Origin of the sequence: Bacillus sp. FSL K6-1218 (assembly GCF_038006445.1) — a bacterium.
Taxonomy (GTDB): Bacteria; Bacillota; Bacilli; order Bacillales; family Bacillaceae_G; genus Bacillus_A; species Bacillus_A thuringiensis_S.
Genome location: NZ_JBBOVE010000001.1, coordinates 832,985 through 848,837 on the forward strand (window position 1 = coordinate 832,985; position 15,853 = coordinate 848,837).

A 15,853-nucleotide genomic window follows, 5' to 3' on the forward strand; every position below is an offset into this window, starting at 1 on the left:
ATTTTAAAAGAGATATGTTAATACTTTGAAATCTAATTTATATATAATTTCTAAAAATGTTAACTAATTATACAAACGGAAATAATGGTCTCCAAAAATAAAGTACAAGAAATAGTGAGGATAATATGAAGACAGTAAATAAGGTAGTCATTGTTGGTGTATTAACAGTTGGTATAGGAGCTGGGGCTTATATGACTTTTGCCGGAAGTTCTGAACCAGTTATGACCTATAAAACATCTGAAGTACTAGAAAAACAAATCGAAAATCAGCAAAAGTTTGCTGGTGAAGTGATTCCAAATGGAATGGAGATCATTTCATTTGATCCAACAAAAGGTACGAATGAACTAGCTGTTAAAAAAGGCGATGAAGTAAAGAAAGGACAGCTTCTGTTTAAATACAATGATCCAACTGTTAAACAAGGTGTAACAGAAGTGGAAATGCAAAAGAAAATTGCACAAAAAGAAGTAACATTACAACAAAAACAAATTGATGCAGCAAAACAAAAGCTACAAAAAGATAAAAATGCTGGTCTTCCTGCAGAAGCAGTAAAAGCGTCAGAGATTGAAATTCAACAATTAGAATCACAGCTTGAAATGAAGAAGTTTGAAGTAGAAAAAGCGGATGAAATGATTAAAGTAGCAAAAGAGAAAGTAAACACACTTTCTGTTATGAGTCCTGCTGACGGTGTAATTGATGATATTATTACAGCTTCTAATGAAAGAAACGGTATGAGCGGAATTACACTTCGCCATGCAGGTCCATTTAAAGTAGCAGGTCAAATGTCTGAATTTGAACTTGCTAATGTAAAAATTGGACAAGAAATAACAGTTTCATCAAAAACTGTAGCGGGTAAAACATGGACAGGAAAAGTAACAGAAATTGGTTCTACACCATTAAAAAGTATGGATGAAAACAAAACAGTTTCTAGTTATCCATTTACTGTGACGTTAGACAATAGTGAAGGCTTACAAAATGGTTTCCACGTATACGTAGAAACTAAATCAGGTGAAGCAACGGGTACAGTCATTCCAAAGACCAGTATTTTAAAAAAAGGTGATAAAAATGTTGTCTTTGTTGTAAAAGACGGAAAAGCAAAAGAACAAGTTGTTACGGTTGAATTTGAAACAGGTAATGAAGCAAAAATTTCCGGAGTGAAAAAAGGAGAAAAAATTATCTCTAGACCTACTGTAAATCTAAAAGACGGTATGGAGGTTTCCACGCAATGATTAACTTACAAGGCATTAAAAAATCTTTTCAAAATGGTGAAGAATCCATTCAAATATTGCACGGAATTGATGTAACGCTAAATCAAGGAGAATTCACTTCTATCATGGGGCCTTCTGGTTCTGGTAAATCAACATTAATGAATATTATTGGGTGCTTAGATAAGCCTACGACAGGTACGTATGAATTAGCTGGGCAAAATATTTCAAACATGTCTGAAACTGAACTTGCGCATGTTCGTAATAAAGAGATTGGATTTGTATTTCAAAACTTCATGTTATTGCCACGACTTACAGCGTTGCAAAACATTGAATTACCACTTATTTATGCAGGAGTCGATAAAAAAGAAAGGCAAGAGCGTTCATTAGCAGCTTTAACAAAAGTTGGTTTAGCTAGTCACGCTACCCATCTTCCAAATGAATTGTCAGGTGGACAAAAACAGCGTGTTGCAGTTGCACGCGCAATTGTAAATAACCCGAAATTTATTTTGGCAGATGAATCAACAGGTGCACTAGACACGAAAACAAGTGAACAAATTGTAAATCTATTTTATGAATTAAACAAGCAAGGTTCAACAATTATTATGATTACTCACGATCGTGAAATCGGGGAAGCCGCAGCACGTCAAATCGTTATTCGTGACGGAAATATTGTTCAGGATTGGAGAGAATAAATTTGAATATACATGAAAATATACGTATGGCTATCTCTTCTATCTTTGCCCATAAAATGCGATCCATTTTAACGATGCTGGGACTTATTATTGGAATCATTGCGATTATTACGATTCTCGCAATGGGTGATGGGCAAACTGCAAAGATGCAAAAAGAGTTTGAGAAGAACAACCATATGGATGAAATTAATATAGAGTATAACAATCCAGATTTCCCATTAGAGAAAGCGAAAATTACAGCAGATATGGTAAAGCAATTACAAATGATACCTGGTGTAAAAGATGTGTATCCAGATGTGAGTATGAACGTAAAAGCATATACGGGTTCACAAGATGTTGCTTTTAATTTGTTTGCGGGAACAGGTAATTTTATGCAGGATCGTAAAATAAAAATGGTACATGGACGTGAGTTAACAGAGGATGAGCTAAAAAAACCAACTCCTATTGTAATTCTCCATGAAGATTTATTTATAAAGGTATTTGATACTTGGAAAGATGATTTGTATATAGATATAAAAGGAAAACCATATAAGATTGCTGGGGTGTACAAACATGAGGATAGTTTGAACCGACAATTTAAATCTTATGTAGGGTATACACCGATTGATAATGTACCGCTGATTTCAGGGGTTGAGGAGTATGATACAGTGCAAATTAAGTTATCTTCTCCTAGTGACAGAGAAACTGTAGAGAAACAAGCTTTATCTGTATTAAATGAATTGAAATCACCGGAATTCGAGCATCTATTTACGGCGGTGGATACAGGAACAAATAGTCAAGGACTAGAAGAAACATCCCGAGAGTTGAAAATGGTGTTCGCTTGTATCGCTGGGATGTCATTAATAGTAGGTGGTGCTGGTGTGATGAATATCATGCTTATATCCGTTACAGAGCGCACGCGTGAAATTGGTGTTCGAAAAGCACTTGGTGCAACAAGAGGGGAAATACTAATGCAATTTCTCATTGAAGCTTGTATTTTAACAGCATTGGGCGGAGCGATTGGTTTTGGTTTAGGTATTATCTTTGCCTGGATAGCTGCACTCATAGGTGGCTGGCCACTTATTATTTCTGTAAATCTCGGTCTACTGTCTGTTGGAATATCAATATCAATCGGGATTACCGCTGGTATACTTCCAGCTAATAAAGCATCCAAATTGGATCCAGTTGATTGTCTTCGTTATGAATAATGGTGTAGTTGAATGGAAAGATGTTTAAAAAGAATAAATACCCATATGGGTATTTATTCTTTTTAAATAAGGACTTTCATGAGGTAACCCAAAAGTTAAGCAATCTTATTTCTAATTTTATATAGTTTTTTTGGGCTATAGATATGAAGAGAGGAATGTAAAAATGAAAACAGTATTAGAAACAAAAAATATAATAAAAGTATATGAAACAGGCGGAAATGCATTTGAAGCGTTGAAAGATATTAACTTACAAGTAAAAGAAGGTGAATTCGTTGGAATTATGGGACCTTCTGGTTCAGGTAAGACGACGCTATTAAATGTTCTTTCTACAATCGATAATGTGACTAGCGGTGAGATTTTAATTGATGGAAAAGATATTGTAAAGATGAATGATGATACGTTGGCATTATTTCGACGTAACCATTTAGGTTTCATTTTCCAAGATTATAATTTATTAGATACACTAACGGTGAAAGAGAATATTGCCCTTCCGCTTGCATTATCAAAAGTGGAAGCGAGCGAAATTGATCGACGCGTTTTGGAAATTGCGAAGAAGTTTGAAATTGAGCATATTTTTAATCAATTTCCATACCAAGTATCTGGGGGACAGAAGCAACGCTGCGCAGCATCTCGTGCAATTATTACCAATCCAAGTATGGTCTTTGGAGACGAGCCAACAGGAGCGCTTGATTCTAAGTCAGCCACAGACTTATTAGAAAGTATGAAGTCATTAAATGAACAGGATAACTCAACAATTCTAATGGTAACGCATGACGCGTTTGCAGCAAGTTACTGTAAACGAGTTATTTTTATTAAAGATGGTGAGTTATGTAAAGAATTACATCGCGGGAAATTAACACGTAAACAGTTCTTTCAACAAGTGGTTGACGTAATGTCATCCATTTCCGGAGGTGTAATGGATGACGTTATTTGATATCGTTCAATGTAATATACGACGTAATTTTAAAGAGTATATACTCTATTTTGTTTCCCTAACTGTGAGTATGGTTATCTATTTTATATTTGCCTCACTTCGCTATAGTGCTCAAATCAAAAAAGTAATAGTTGATAGTGTGATGGTTAATAGTGTTCTTCAATCATCCAAAGTAATTCTCATCCTTTTTATAGCGATATTTATTATTTACTCTACTAATTTTTTTATGAGGAAGCGCAAAAAAGAGGTAGGATTGTACTCTTTATTAGGTATAACTAAAAAACAAATCAGTACAATGCTATTTTGGGAAACTATTATTATGGGGAGCGTGGCTTTAGTAATTGGAGTACTAATTGGTAGTTTAGGTTCTAAATTAGCTTTAGAATTGCTAACAAACTTGATGAAATTAAATGCACCTGTTTATTTTGAGTTTTCTATAAAATCGCTGATAGATACATCTGTCATCTTTTTAGCTATTTTATTATATACTGCATGGAAAAGTTCTCGTATAATTTATCAATTTTCTTTAATTGAGATGTTTCAAGCCGATCATAAAGGAGAAAGTATGCCAAAAGGATCTAGAATGTTGGCGTACATGAGTATTATTTTAATAGGAATAGGTTATGTTTTAGCCTTTTATTTTAATGAAGTCGTAAAGTTTGTGAAGAGACCTATGGAAGATCCTGTGTATGTCCCAGTTATTATTTTGATTGCAATTGTTCTTGGAACATACTTTCTATTCTCATCTTACACAGTAATTGTATTAAAGAAAATAAGAAGTAAAAGAAACATACTTTACAATGGTATGAACATACTAAATATTTCACAGTTGTTATATCGGATAAAAGGAAACGCAAAGTTACTTGCAATCATTGCTCTATTAAGTGCTGTAGCTTTAACAGCAATTAGTACTGTTGTATCAGGGTATTTCGAAGGACAATTGGAAGCAAAAGGCGAGGCACCGTACAGTTTTTCATATAAAAAACAAGAGAATGCGATTGAAAGGCGCATACAGACTCTTTTCGAAGAGAACAAGAAAAAAAATTCAATTATCCGTGATTTTGAAGTTGAAATGGTAACGATTAAGGGAGGTCCTTTTGAGAAAAAAGAAAGTACAGCTTTACCCAATTCACCTTTTAAAATACCGTATGATTTTCAGCTTATGTCCCAATCTATGTTGAATAGAAACGCTAAAAATATGGGAGTGAAAAAAGTCAACTTAAATCCGGGAGAAGTATTTATATATAATCTACATGAAGATAAGAATTTTGAAAAGGGAAATAGAATTCAATTACCCCTTGAAGTTGAGCCGAAAATAATTGTCATGCAGGACGTCAAAATTCGTAAACTAACAAATTTAGGAGAATTGGTTGTCGTTGTACCTGATGAGCTCTATGAAATAGTTAAGCAAACACATAAGACCTATATCGTGAAAAATATTGATGTAGCACAACAAAAGGATAGTAAAGAATTGACTGAAGGTTTATTAAAAATAGTACCTGATGATGATGTTTTTAAAATCAATACTTTCTATAAAATAAATTTAGATGTTATGGAGATGTATGGGCTCATATTATTTATTGGTATCTTTTTAGGGGCTGTATTTGTGCTGGAAACAGGCTCTATTATCTACTATAAGCAATTATCTGAAGCATATGCAAATCAGAGATATTATGAGACACTTCGTAAAATTGGTGTTACGAAAAAAGAAGTAAGAAAGTCAATTTCAAAACAAGTTAGCTTTAGTTTTATTTTACCTGTGATAATCGGACTAACTCATAGCTTATTTGCTATACCAATACTAACAAATATGCCTAAATATACTATTATAATTCCTATATTAATTGGTAGTGGTGTATATTGCATAATCTATTTTGGGTATTATGTATTAACGGTTTATTCTTATTTTAAAATTGTGTATAAGTAATAAATAATTTTAATGTTTGAATTAAAATTTACTAAGTTTTAAATGGTAAAGAATAATGGAATGAACAAAAGCCGATATCCTTAACGTGTAGGGAATCGGTTTTTTCTATATGGGGTACCGCCACATCGCTATCAAGCTAACAAAACAAAATTCCTCCTAAAATGAAAAAATACGCTATTCTTTCTGTAGAATCATAGGAAAGGATGGTGTTTTTTAAATTTTATAGATACTTTGTGGTAACCTCAAGTAGGAGGATTTAGCACAGTCAAATAATAATATCTTTTGTCTAGAAAGGAGAATGTTTTTTGAAATATAAATTAAGAAAAAAATTAAGGGTGTTTTTTATAGGATTATTAGTACTAGTACTAATCGCTTCTATTTTCGTTTATTATAAGTTTTTAACACCTTCAGCAGATATTCAACAATACAAGGCATATTATGCTCCAAAAACAACACAAAAAGTATTGAATCACGGTGAGGTAAAGGTCACATTCTTAGGAACATCATCTTTACTATTTGATGATGGAAATACGCAAGTAATGATTGATGGTTTTATTTCTAGGCCATCCTTACCAAAAATGTTGTTCAGCAATATAAAAACAGACGAAGATACTGTAGATAAAATTTTTAATCAAATAGGGGCTGATAATAATAAACTTAAGGGATTATTTATTGCACATACACATTATGATCATGCGTTTGATTTAGCTTACATAGCTAAACGAACTGGAACACATGTATATGGTTCAGAGTCAGCAATTAACATAGGTATTGGTGGTGATATAAATAAGAACCAGATGTCTGTATATGAAGTAAATAAGGCTATGAAGTTTGGTGATTTTACTGTTACTGTCCTTCCATCGAAACATTCACCAACCTTTGATGAAGGAGAAAAAATAAAAAAGCCACTTAAACAACCAACTAAAGCACTAGATTATCATGAAGACTCTTCATATGATTACTTGATTACGTATAATAATAAAACTTTCCTTGTTAAACCAAGTGCTAACTATATAGAAGGTGTATTAGATGATATTCGAGCTGATGTCCTGTTTTTAGGAATAGGGGGATTAGGAAAGCAGGAAATTAATTTCCAAAATATGTATTACGAGCAAGCTGTACGAAAAGTACAACCGAAGCTTGTTATTCCAATACACTGGGACGATTTCACCAAACCATTGACAGATACACTTGAAGCAATGCCTAAATATGCGGACAATACTAAAAATGGATTAGATTTTATAATTCAAAGGACAAAAGCAGATAAAATTGATCTTCAAATACTACAAGGTGTTAGAAGTATTTACTTCTAAAAAAGGGATCCACCACACCTCTATCAAGTTAAGAAACATAAAAAACGATAATAATGAACTTCCGTGCTAAAAAAGCTACAAAATTTTCGTTTAGGGACAATCTGTTCTGTTAGCTTGATGGCGATGTGTCTGTACCCCTATATCATCTTTCAGATCTTCCGTTCGTTGTAATCAACGATAAAATGTGGAAGGGGTAATTCTAATACGTTACGCAATTCTTTTACCGTTATTTTTGTTTTTAAATTTTTCCATAAAGTAACTACAGTTTCTGATTTCAGCCCCTTTCGATTTCCAGATAATTTCCCCATACAAGTAATTTTGTTTTTAGGTGTTTATTTTCTATACGTAGCTATTCTAATTCACTGAGCTCTTTTGGTCTTTTTCCATAAGAATATTGTTTTCCTACAGGTTGTTGAAACTGATACGTTTGATCTGTACGATACCATTTCATCTATATCTTAATTTGGGAAACATTTTTAATTCCGAGTTTCTCCATAATGGTCCAATTGGAATACCCATCCTTTTTCATTTCAATCACTTTCCACTTTACTTCTTCTGGGTAATGAACTCTTATTTTTTTCATGTACCACTATTCGGGTTCACTTCACTTTAACGGTAAGGCTTTTTTGTTTTATAAGCTTAATCCAAACCGTTTTAATTCAATAAAAATCCCCTCTAATTGCTTTCCTTTATTCGTTAATGTGTACTCTACACGAGGCGGAACTTCTGGATATACTTTTCTCGTTATAATGCCTTGAGATTCTAATTCTTTTAGTCGAAGCGATAATGTTTTTGGACTAATACCATCCATTGATTTTTGTAAATCACTAAAGCGTAATGTTCCTTCGATAAGAAGATCACGAATGATTAGAAACGTCCATTTTGTACTAATTACATCAAGCGTTTTAGCGATAGGACAAGGTATGCCAGGTAAACCTTTCGTTAATTCAACTGGATCTATATTGTTCATGGAACAAGCCTCCATAAAATTTTTTGAATGAATTTGCTTTATAGTACCACAAAACTATACTTTTAGTAACTATATGAAAAAAATATCACTACTTCCATAAAGGAAGCTAGTGAATATACAATAGCAATACGAAATACAAAGGGTTTAGATGAAGAGGAGGTGATTTTCATGGGGATAAAAAAGTTGTTTAGATTTCTTAGTTTGTTTGTTGTTTGTATTGTACTTGTAGCATGTGGTGTGGAGGAAAAAACTGAAGTCCAGTTATTAAAAGAAATGCCAAAGCCAAAAGCAATGACAATTGATTCTTCACTAAGTAAAGAGAAAGCGACAGAAATGGTTCATGCAGCGCAGCGTTTTTATGCATTTTGGAATACAGGTAAGGAGGAACTTATTCCGCAGACTGTTACCGAAAGTTTCTTCGATAATACGTTACCAAAAGGCCGTCCACAAGGTGTTGAAGGATTAAAGTTTGCAGCGCAAAATTTTCATAAAGTCGTTCCTGATATACATTGTGAGATTGAAGACTTATTAGTTGTTGGTGATAAAGTAACAGCCCGTCTTTCTTTTACAGGAACGCATAATGGGAAGAAAATCAATTTTTTTGCAATTGATATTTTACATGTGAAAGACGGAAAGATAACGGAAGATTGGCATTTAGAAGATAATCTTACACTACAGCAGCAACTCGGCTTAATAGCTGAAGAGTAGATCATATAGGGGAGAGAAAAACGATGAAAAATATATTTATTATAAATGGACATGAAAAATACGGTACAAAGGAAGGACGATTAAATAGAACGTTAGTTGATTATATGGTTACTGTATTAGGAGAGAATCATCATGTGAAAACAACAACGATTCAAGATGGTTACAATATGAAAGAAGAACAAGATAAATTTTTATGGGCCGATGTTGTAATTTATCAAACACCAATTTATTGGTTTAGCGTTCCAGGATTATTTAAAACGTACATGGATGAAGTATATGAATACGGTTTGTTCTTTAAAGGTGCAGATGAATATGGAACAGGTGGTTTATTAAAAGAGAAAGAGTATATGTTCTCTACAACTTGGAATGCACCTGAAAAAGCATTTGGAGATAAGACGAAGTTCTTTGAAGGAGAAAGTTTAGAATCAACGCTTAGTCATTTACACCGCGTGCAGAAGTTTCTCGGTATGAGTCCGTTAAAGAGTTTTGCTTGTTATGATGTGGTGAAGAATCCGGATATAGAGAAGTATTTAGGGAACTTGAAGAATCATTTAGAAGAAATCATTCAATAATTAGAGTCATCCCCGTATTTAATGCGGGGATGACTCTATCCATAACTTCGCAAAATTTGCCCAGCCGAATGAATCAGTTGTTACGTTTTTTAGGAAGGGTGATATGTTATTCTTTTTAAAACGGATCAACTTCAGCCAAATCAGGGTTAGCATTCGGATTTGTTAATAAGGTTTTCAGCTCACCTACTTCAGAGAGCGCAACGAGGATATAACCACTAATAAGGACGACGAGTCCGATGACCCTTAATGTTTGCAGTGTAATATCACGGCTATTGTTTTCGGAGTTGTCTTGGGGCGTTGAAGGTGGATTGTTATTCATAAGTAAGGCTCCCATCTTTTGTATTTATATATGTGCGAAATCATTATTTAACTTATGGATAGGAATTATATAGTCATTTTCACTATATGAGAAATGCCTATGAAAAGTGATAAGGAATTTTGGGGCGAGAAAAGGGGGGAATCCAAAAGATTATTAAAACTGAACTTTTGGATTCCCCCCTTTTTTATTTATCCTGCTATTTGTGGTGGTCGGATTTCCTGCAAACGACCAGTTGGTGAGGGATAATTAATCAGTGGGGGATGAATAAAACCCCACTGATTAATTATTTTCATGTAAATAAAAGGAGGTTAGTTAACCGAAGTAGTTATCCTAATATACGCAACGATTCTTCAATAAACGCTGGGATGTCCTCTGGCTGTCTACTTGTTACTAGCTGATTTTGACATACGACAACCTCTTTGTCATGAAAGTTCCCGCCGGCATTTTTTAAATCGACTTCAATAGATTTATATCCAGTTACATCACGTCCTTCAAGTGTTTGTGCAGTGATGAGTAGCTGAGGTCCGTGACAAATAGCGAAAACAGGTTTTTCCGCATCCATAAATGTTTTACTAAAGCGAACAAAACGTTCAGCTGCACGAAGTATATCTGGAGAAAATCCACCCGGTATGAAGAGGGCATCAAAGTTCTCTGGAGAAACATCATCAATACTTTTATCAATCACGACTTCACTTTTTCCTTGCTTACCGTGTACCGTTTTCCCTTTTTCCATTTCAATAGTTGTTAATTCATATCCCTTTTGTTTAAAAGCTTCTACCGGCTCTGTGTATTCTGTATCCTCGAAGTAATCCGTTATTAAAATAGCAATTTTTTTACTCATTCTAATCCGCTCCTTACATTATATTATCGGTTCCAGAATCTTCCTTGAGCAATGTCTTTTATAAAGTGAAACTTTAATTCATATTTTTTCATTCCCTCCAGTTCCTTTGCCCTGTTAATTTAATAAATACCCTTTTTATTAGGACGTAAACATGTATTATCGTTTTTGTATGTAAAAATCATAAAATATCGGTTGTTTCAGTGATTCTTGTTTGAGGAAGAAAAATAAAAAAGCCAAGGAGGTAATTTATTTTCTCCTTGGCTTTTAAGATATTTCTTTTCGTTAAAACGAAGAAACGCGTTGCTTCGTTTTTGGTACAATAATAAATTTGATCCAGAGTAACCCGATAATCATAATGATAAGGCTATGTAAAAATTGTCCTGTAGCAAGGAGTATAACAATTGAAAATACAATGAGTTGAATGCTTAACAATATAAAGATTAAGCGAAGGAATTGATTCATTCGTTTTTCAGTATGGATTGGATACAATGCTACAATAATATTTCCCGAAAAATATTTCCATAGTGAACGAAGCTGCATAGAGATCATATATAGAACGATATAAGCGATAGCGCCTTTTACGTATATGTTTGGTATAAAATATAAGGCGAAGGCACCGATCAATCCTAAGCGAATATATATACCGAAATAATCATTCCCACGTAAAAATGCGAGTGTATGTAAATAGAAGAAAGTTGCTCGTTTTTTATGTAATAAAGGTTCAATCCAATTTGTAAGCCATTTTCTTTTATTTACTTGTTTATTCAGTTGCGGAACATCGGTGAAGATGCTAGCGAATTGATAAAAACGAACGTTCATTTTTTCTTCTTGCTCGATTATGTAATCCCACGGTATTCGTTTTGTAGGCTGTTTTTTCGTGTATATAAGCAGGAAAGCAAGTAATAAGAGTAATCCACCCAATATGAGAACATTCGCGGAATAAAACAGCATGTAAATGATTAAGGCGTTACAAGTAATACGAATGATCAGCCATATGTTTTTTTCGTGACTATCACGCCAGATCCAATGTATGTACATGTTCCAAGCTTTCGTAATCATTAACACGATAAAGATTGTACATAAAAAAGGTACAGTTAATTGCAATGATTGCATAGCAAGTGGTACGAGAATAAGGAAAGTAAATAATAATGGAAAAAGCTGAATGATGTAATTGTATAGAAGAGATTTTTTGAAATAGGATGTTAGTTTCTCTTCTAATGCAAGTAAATAGACAGCATCAGGTTTTTGAATAAATGTACGGATAGGGCATCTCGTTATAATGAATGTAAGTACAATCGTTATGAGTAGTAAAGATATTCCTTTAGAAGGAGATGCTTTTAGAAACTGGGCATAATAATATGCACCAACGCATGAAATAAAGATGAAGCTATATAGTAAACCGTTAATCATACGTGCAAAGTATGTAATGATATTTTGAATATGTTGTTGGAAGCGACTGCTCCATAGCGATTCGATTGACATGTTTTTCACCTCTTTGTTCTATTATATATGTTTTACAAAAGAAAAAACGAGCAAATTGCGTTATGCAACTTGCCCGTTTTTCTTTTCGTTATTTTTTTTCTGATCACGATTCATTAATGGATAGAAAGCAAATCCGATTACGAATAAACCAATTCCGAGAAGGAACGTTTTTATATCGGATGCGCCGGTTTTAATAACCCATAGTGCGTAGCAGAGTGCGATTACTGCGACTATACCATCTGTAATTCTTGCCCGCATTTCATTTTTATATGTTTCACCAGTAGCGACTAGTTTTAACTGGAAGATTGGTGAAACGAGATATGGAATGAGGTAGGCTAGTGTTGATACGGTAATAACGAATGTATAAGCTTCCGCAATTGTTCCTGATAATGTTGAGAATAAGAACACTTGCGACATAATGTTTGTTAATCGTAATGAGTAAATTGGACTTCCTTTTTTATTTGTTTTTGTGAAGAAGGAAGGGAAGAAACCTTCTTTTGCTGCTTGATATGGTACTTCTGAGCTTAATAAAATCCAGCCTAAGATAGAACCGAACAGGGAAGTAAGAGCAAGTAATGCCATCAATTTCCCGCCTCCATGACCCATTGCAGCGTTTAGCGCATCTGCTAATGGACGTTCCGAAGCTTGTAATTTATCAACATGAAGTACACCCATTGTTAAAATTGTAATTCCTAAGTAAATTGCAACTGTAATAAGTAATCCCGCAACTGTTGCACGTTTTACCGTTTTTGGAGAAACAGCACGGTTTGATAAAAGAACAGCTGATTCAATTCCGATAAATGCCCAAAGTGTTGTAAGAGCAGCTAAGTTTACTTGTGAAAGAAGGCCGTGTGATACACCTGATTTATCGATCATCGGTGTGTACCATTGTCCAAACTTAGAAGCTTCGAATGCAAATAACGTAACGACGATGAATAAAAGGAATCCAGTTACTTTCGTTGTTGTTGCTAAGAAGTTTAGTTTTCCAGCTCCACTTACACCGTTTGTTAATATAATATGAGTTCCCCAAAGTAAGATGGAACAAATAGTAAATGTAATTAGCTTCCCGACTTCTATGTTAAACGAACCGATTGAAAATAGTAGTCGTGTATCTTTCATAATTGGGAAGAAGAGTGATAAATATCCCGCAAATGATGTAATGATGGCAACGTTACTTGCCCAGTTTGCAACCCAATATCCCCATACCATACTGAAGCCAGCCATTTTTTTCTTTTTTGGTGTTGAGAATAAAGCATATGCATGACTTTGTGGTCCTGTCGTTAAATCAGGACGACGAATTGCTAAATTACCGAAAACAAGAGCTAGCATTAAAACACCAAACCCTGTAGTTAACCAAGCTAAAGTGACACCGAGTGGGCTTGCTGTTTGTGCCAACGTACTTGGCACCATGAAAATACCAGCGCCAACCATGTTACCGACAACGAAAGCTGTTAGTACCCAAAAGCCCCATTTTTTTTGTTGCATAGAAAATACCTCCAAAGTTAGTATAACCAAGTCAAGCGAGGAGATATGTATGTCTTCCTGAGTCAGGAAGAGAAGTCCCAAACAAAACAAAAAAAGCACGTAATCTGCCGCTACATGCTTTCTATCTTATAAGAAACCCACGACATACCTCTCGATAGCTCTCCACAAACGAAACGTTTGTGACAGTTCTGCACTTATTAAATGCAGACCCAGCAAGTGTGCATGGTGGACACGACTTACTTCGGCAACCATTCCTTTCTCATTCCTTCATCAATGCCACTACATCTCCTGAAATGATACTCTTAATGATTGCAACCTCTACCTCACCGAGATACGAATGAGGATTTAAATATTAAATTAACGTCTTTAAGAGTAACAAATGAATTTTTATACGTCAATGGATATAGTAATAATCAGATTATAGAGAAGAGTTTGTGATTAGGGATGAATAATTATTTGATATAAAAAGAAGCTGATCTAAAACTAGATCAGCTTCTACATATAAAATTAAACTAAGTTTAATACTGTTACTTTTTCACGTGTCATAGACTCAAGGCTCTTACGAATACCTTGTGCGCCCATACCTGAACCTTTTACACCAATGAATGGGAAGTGGTCAGGGCCGCGCTCTGTGCGTCCGTTAATTTGAACAGAACCAGTTTCGATTTTGTTAGCAATTGCAAATGCTTTGTTAATGTCTTTTGTGAAGACACTTGCTTGCAGACCGAACTCTGATTTGTTAGCAATCTCAATTGCTTGCTCATCTGAAGAAACACGGATGATTGGAAGGATTGGGCCGAATGGCTCTTCCCAAGCAACTTTCATTTCTTCTGTTACGTGGTCGATTAATGTTGGGTAAATTAAGTTACGCTCACGTTTGTTACCAATAACGATTGTTGCACCTTTTTCTACAGCGTCGTCAACTAAACCTTGAACGAAGTCAGCAGACTTGTCGTCGATTAATGGAACGATTGTGCTGTCTTGTTCTGGAGATCCAACTGATAGTTCAGCTACTTGTGCTTTTACTAAGTCAACAAGCTCGTCCGCTACGTTTTCGTGTACAAGTACACGTTTAATAGCTGTACAACGTTGACCAGAGTAAGAGAATGCACCGCTTACGATATGGTTTGCAGCATCTTGTAAGTCAGCATCTTCACGAACGATACCAGGGTCTTTACCACCAAGTTCTAATACAAGTGGAATCATTGCAGCTTTTTTCGCTAAATGTTTACCTGTGTTTGTACCACCTGTGAACGATACCATATTGATGCCTTCGTGCTCTACTAAGTAGTCACCAATTACAGAACCGCGTCCTGTAGCTACGTTTACAAGACCTTTTGGAAGGCCAGCTTTATGAAGTGCTTCAACCATTTTAATACCACTAATTGCACCTTGAGTTGCTGGTTTGAAAATAACAGCGTTACCCATAATTAATGCTGGTGCAAGTTTTGCAGCAGATAAGTTTACTGGGTAGTTAAATGGTGCGATTGCTAATACAACACCAAGTGGTGCGCGTTGGATAATCGCAAGTTTAGATTTCGTTCCGCCAGGGAAGCTATCGCCCATCATGCTTTCTCCGTGCATATGTAGAGCTTCTTCGATAGTATAACGAATGAAGTCAGCTGTACGAACAACTTCTTTCTTCGCATCTTTATAGCCTTTACCGACTTCTTTCATAATGATATCGGCAATTTCATCCTGCATATTTACGAGCTCATCAGCCCATTTATATAAGTATTTTGCGCGATCTTGTAGGGAAGCTTCAGCCCATGATTTTTGAGCTTCTTTTGCAGATGCAATTGCTTCATCTACTTCTCCGCGAGTAATTGCTTGTACTTGTCCAATTACTTTGTGTAAATATGGAGATGGAATTTCGATTGTTTCTCCTGAAGAGCTTTCTCTCCATTCTCCGTTTAAATAAAATTTGTACGTATTGCTAGTTGTCATGATTAGTCCTCCTAAAATAGCAACTTGTAAGAGTGAGTATAAGGTGATTGTAGGGGGTTTGATAACATTTTTCAAATGAAATGTTTGTGAAAACGATTTCTTATTATTTTTTTATTTTGTATGCCCTTTCTTACGGAATATTCTCTTATTTCAAATTGATTTATCGTATCATGAATCCTCTTCATTTTTTATGATTGTCGTGTATTTTATATTATGTGTAAAAAAATAATTGACAGAATACTCAATAAAGTTGTAAGATTATAAATGGAAA

14 protein-coding genes, 1 pseudogene and 1 riboswitch are annotated in these 15,853 nt (G+C 34.6%); of the genes and pseudogenes, 8 read left to right on the forward strand and 7 right to left on the reverse strand.

What is annotated here, in order from left to right; genetic code table 11:
* The first annotated feature begins 125 nt into the window (after positions 1-125).
* The 6 genes from MHI26_RS04350 (at position 126) to MHI26_RS04375 (ending at position 7,258) form a co-directional block, all read left to right on the forward strand.
* On the forward strand, positions 126-1,226 hold the full coding sequence (locus tag MHI26_RS04350; RefSeq protein ID WP_061667623.1) for an efflux RND transporter periplasmic adaptor subunit: 1,101 nt from the start codon (positions 126-128) through the stop codon (positions 1,224-1,226).
* A complete protein-coding gene (locus MHI26_RS04355) occupies positions 1,223-1,897 on the forward strand; it encodes an ABC transporter ATP-binding protein (RefSeq protein WP_061667622.1) in 675 nt (224 codons plus the stop codon). The genes MHI26_RS04350 and MHI26_RS04355 overlap by 4 nt, the downstream gene beginning before the upstream one ends.
* A gap of 2 nt (positions 1,898-1,899) precedes the next feature.
* Positions 1,900-3,084, forward strand: coding sequence for an ABC transporter permease (locus MHI26_RS04360; protein ID WP_061667621.1), 1,185 nt, complete (start codon positions 1,900-1,902; stop codon positions 3,082-3,084).
* 163 nt (positions 3,085-3,247) lie between these two features.
* Positions 3,248-4,018, forward strand: coding sequence for an ABC transporter ATP-binding protein (locus MHI26_RS04365; protein ID WP_061667620.1), 771 nt, complete (start codon positions 3,248-3,250; stop codon positions 4,016-4,018).
* On the forward strand, positions 4,005-5,945 hold the full coding sequence (locus tag MHI26_RS04370; RefSeq protein WP_061667619.1) for an ABC transporter permease: 1,941 nt from the start codon (positions 4,005-4,007) through the stop codon (positions 5,943-5,945). The genes MHI26_RS04365 and MHI26_RS04370 overlap by 14 nt, the downstream gene beginning before the upstream one ends.
* Positions 5,946-6,250: 305 nt before the next feature.
* Entirely contained in the window at positions 6,251-7,258 is a 1,008-nt protein-coding gene (locus MHI26_RS04375) for an MBL fold metallo-hydrolase (RefSeq protein WP_061667618.1), read from the forward strand.
* A gap of 174 nt (positions 7,259-7,432) precedes the next feature.
* Here MHI26_RS04375 and MHI26_RS04380 read toward each other — a convergent pair.
* Both MHI26_RS04380 and MHI26_RS04385 read right to left on the reverse strand, forming a co-directional pair.
* Positions 7,433-7,841: pseudogene (locus MHI26_RS04380) on the reverse strand (IS3-like element ISBt2 family transposase); the annotation flags it as partial.
* 48 nt (positions 7,842-7,889) lie between these two features.
* Positions 7,890-8,228: a winged helix-turn-helix transcriptional regulator gene (locus MHI26_RS04385; protein WP_061667617.1), complete on the reverse strand. Its 339-nt coding sequence runs from the start codon at positions 8,226-8,228 to the stop codon at positions 7,890-7,892.
* 168 nt (positions 8,229-8,396) lie between these two features.
* On the opposite strand from MHI26_RS04385, the gene MHI26_RS04390 reads away from it, so the two are divergent.
* Both MHI26_RS04390 and MHI26_RS04395 read left to right on the forward strand, forming a co-directional pair.
* A complete protein-coding gene (locus tag MHI26_RS04390; RefSeq protein WP_061667616.1) occupies positions 8,397-8,936 on the forward strand; it encodes an ester cyclase in 540 nt (179 codons plus the stop codon).
* 23 nt (positions 8,937-8,959) lie between these two features.
* Entirely contained in the window at positions 8,960-9,508 is a 549-nt protein-coding gene (locus tag MHI26_RS04395) for an NAD(P)H-dependent oxidoreductase (protein WP_061667615.1), read from the forward strand.
* Positions 9,509-9,623: 115 nt separating this feature from the next.
* Here MHI26_RS04395 and MHI26_RS04400 read toward each other — a convergent pair whose 3' ends face one another.
* The 5 genes from MHI26_RS04400 to gapN all read right to left on the reverse strand — a co-directional run bounded on the left by MHI26_RS04400 (position 9,624) and on the right by gapN (position 15,582).
* The gene (locus tag MHI26_RS04400) at positions 9,624-9,827 is read right to left on the reverse strand and encodes a hypothetical protein (RefSeq protein ID WP_016078064.1); all 204 of its coding nucleotides are present in this window, start codon (positions 9,825-9,827) and stop codon (positions 9,624-9,626) included.
* Between the two features lie 325 nt (positions 9,828-10,152).
* On the reverse strand, positions 10,153-10,668 hold the full coding sequence (locus MHI26_RS04405; RefSeq protein WP_061667614.1) for a type 1 glutamine amidotransferase domain-containing protein: 516 nt from the start codon (positions 10,666-10,668) through the stop codon (positions 10,153-10,155).
* Positions 10,669-10,950: 282 nt separating this feature from the next.
* A complete protein-coding gene (locus MHI26_RS04410; protein WP_061667613.1) occupies positions 10,951-12,150 on the reverse strand; it encodes an ABC transporter permease in 1,200 nt (399 codons plus the stop codon).
* Between the two features lie 60 nt (positions 12,151-12,210).
* The gene (locus MHI26_RS04415; RefSeq protein ID WP_001186292.1) at positions 12,211-13,635 is read right to left on the reverse strand and encodes an amino acid permease; all 1,425 of its coding nucleotides are present in this window, start codon (positions 13,633-13,635) and stop codon (positions 12,211-12,213) included.
* A gap of 147 nt (positions 13,636-13,782) precedes the next feature.
* Positions 13,783-13,964, reverse strand: a riboswitch (Lysine riboswitch).
* Positions 13,965-14,142: 178 nt separating this feature from the next.
* Positions 14,143-15,582, reverse strand: a complete 1,440-nt coding sequence (gene gapN, locus MHI26_RS04420; RefSeq protein ID WP_000213644.1) for an NADP-dependent glyceraldehyde-3-phosphate dehydrogenase — start codon at positions 15,580-15,582, stop codon at positions 14,143-14,145.
* Positions 15,583-15,853 lie beyond the last annotated feature (271 nt).

Coding starts and splice junctions, on each gene's coding strand:
- MHI26_RS04350 (WP_061667623.1), top strand. CDS start 126: ATGAAGACAGTAAATAAGGTAGTCATTGTTGGTGTATTAACAGTTGGT.
- MHI26_RS04355 (WP_061667622.1), top strand. CDS start 1,223: ATGATTAACTTACAAGGCATTAAAAAATCTTTTCAAAATGGTGAAGAA.
- MHI26_RS04365 (WP_061667620.1), top strand. CDS start 3,248: ATGAAAACAGTATTAGAAACAAAAAATATAATAAAAGTATATGAAACA.
- MHI26_RS04370 (WP_061667619.1), top strand. CDS start 4,005: ATGACGTTATTTGATATCGTTCAATGTAATATACGACGTAATTTTAAA.
- MHI26_RS04385 (WP_061667617.1), bottom strand. CDS start 8,228: ATGAACAATATAGATCCAGTTGAATTAACGAAAGGTTTACCTGGCATA.
- MHI26_RS04390 (WP_061667616.1), top strand. CDS start 8,397: ATGGGGATAAAAAAGTTGTTTAGATTTCTTAGTTTGTTTGTTGTTTGT.
- MHI26_RS04395 (WP_061667615.1), top strand. CDS start 8,960: ATGAAAAATATATTTATTATAAATGGACATGAAAAATACGGTACAAAG.
- MHI26_RS04400 (WP_016078064.1), bottom strand. CDS start 9,827: ATGAATAACAATCCACCTTCAACGCCCCAAGACAACTCCGAAAACAAT.
- MHI26_RS04405 (WP_061667614.1), bottom strand. CDS start 10,668: ATGAGTAAAAAAATTGCTATTTTAATAACGGATTACTTCGAGGATACA.
- MHI26_RS04410 (WP_061667613.1), bottom strand. CDS start 12,150: ATGTCAATCGAATCGCTATGGAGCAGTCGCTTCCAACAACATATTCAA.
- MHI26_RS04415 (WP_001186292.1), bottom strand. CDS start 13,635: ATGCAACAAAAAAAATGGGGCTTTTGGGTACTAACAGCTTTCGTTGTC.
- gapN (WP_000213644.1), bottom strand. CDS start 15,582: ATGACAACTAGCAATACGTACAAATTTTATTTAAACGGAGAATGGAGA.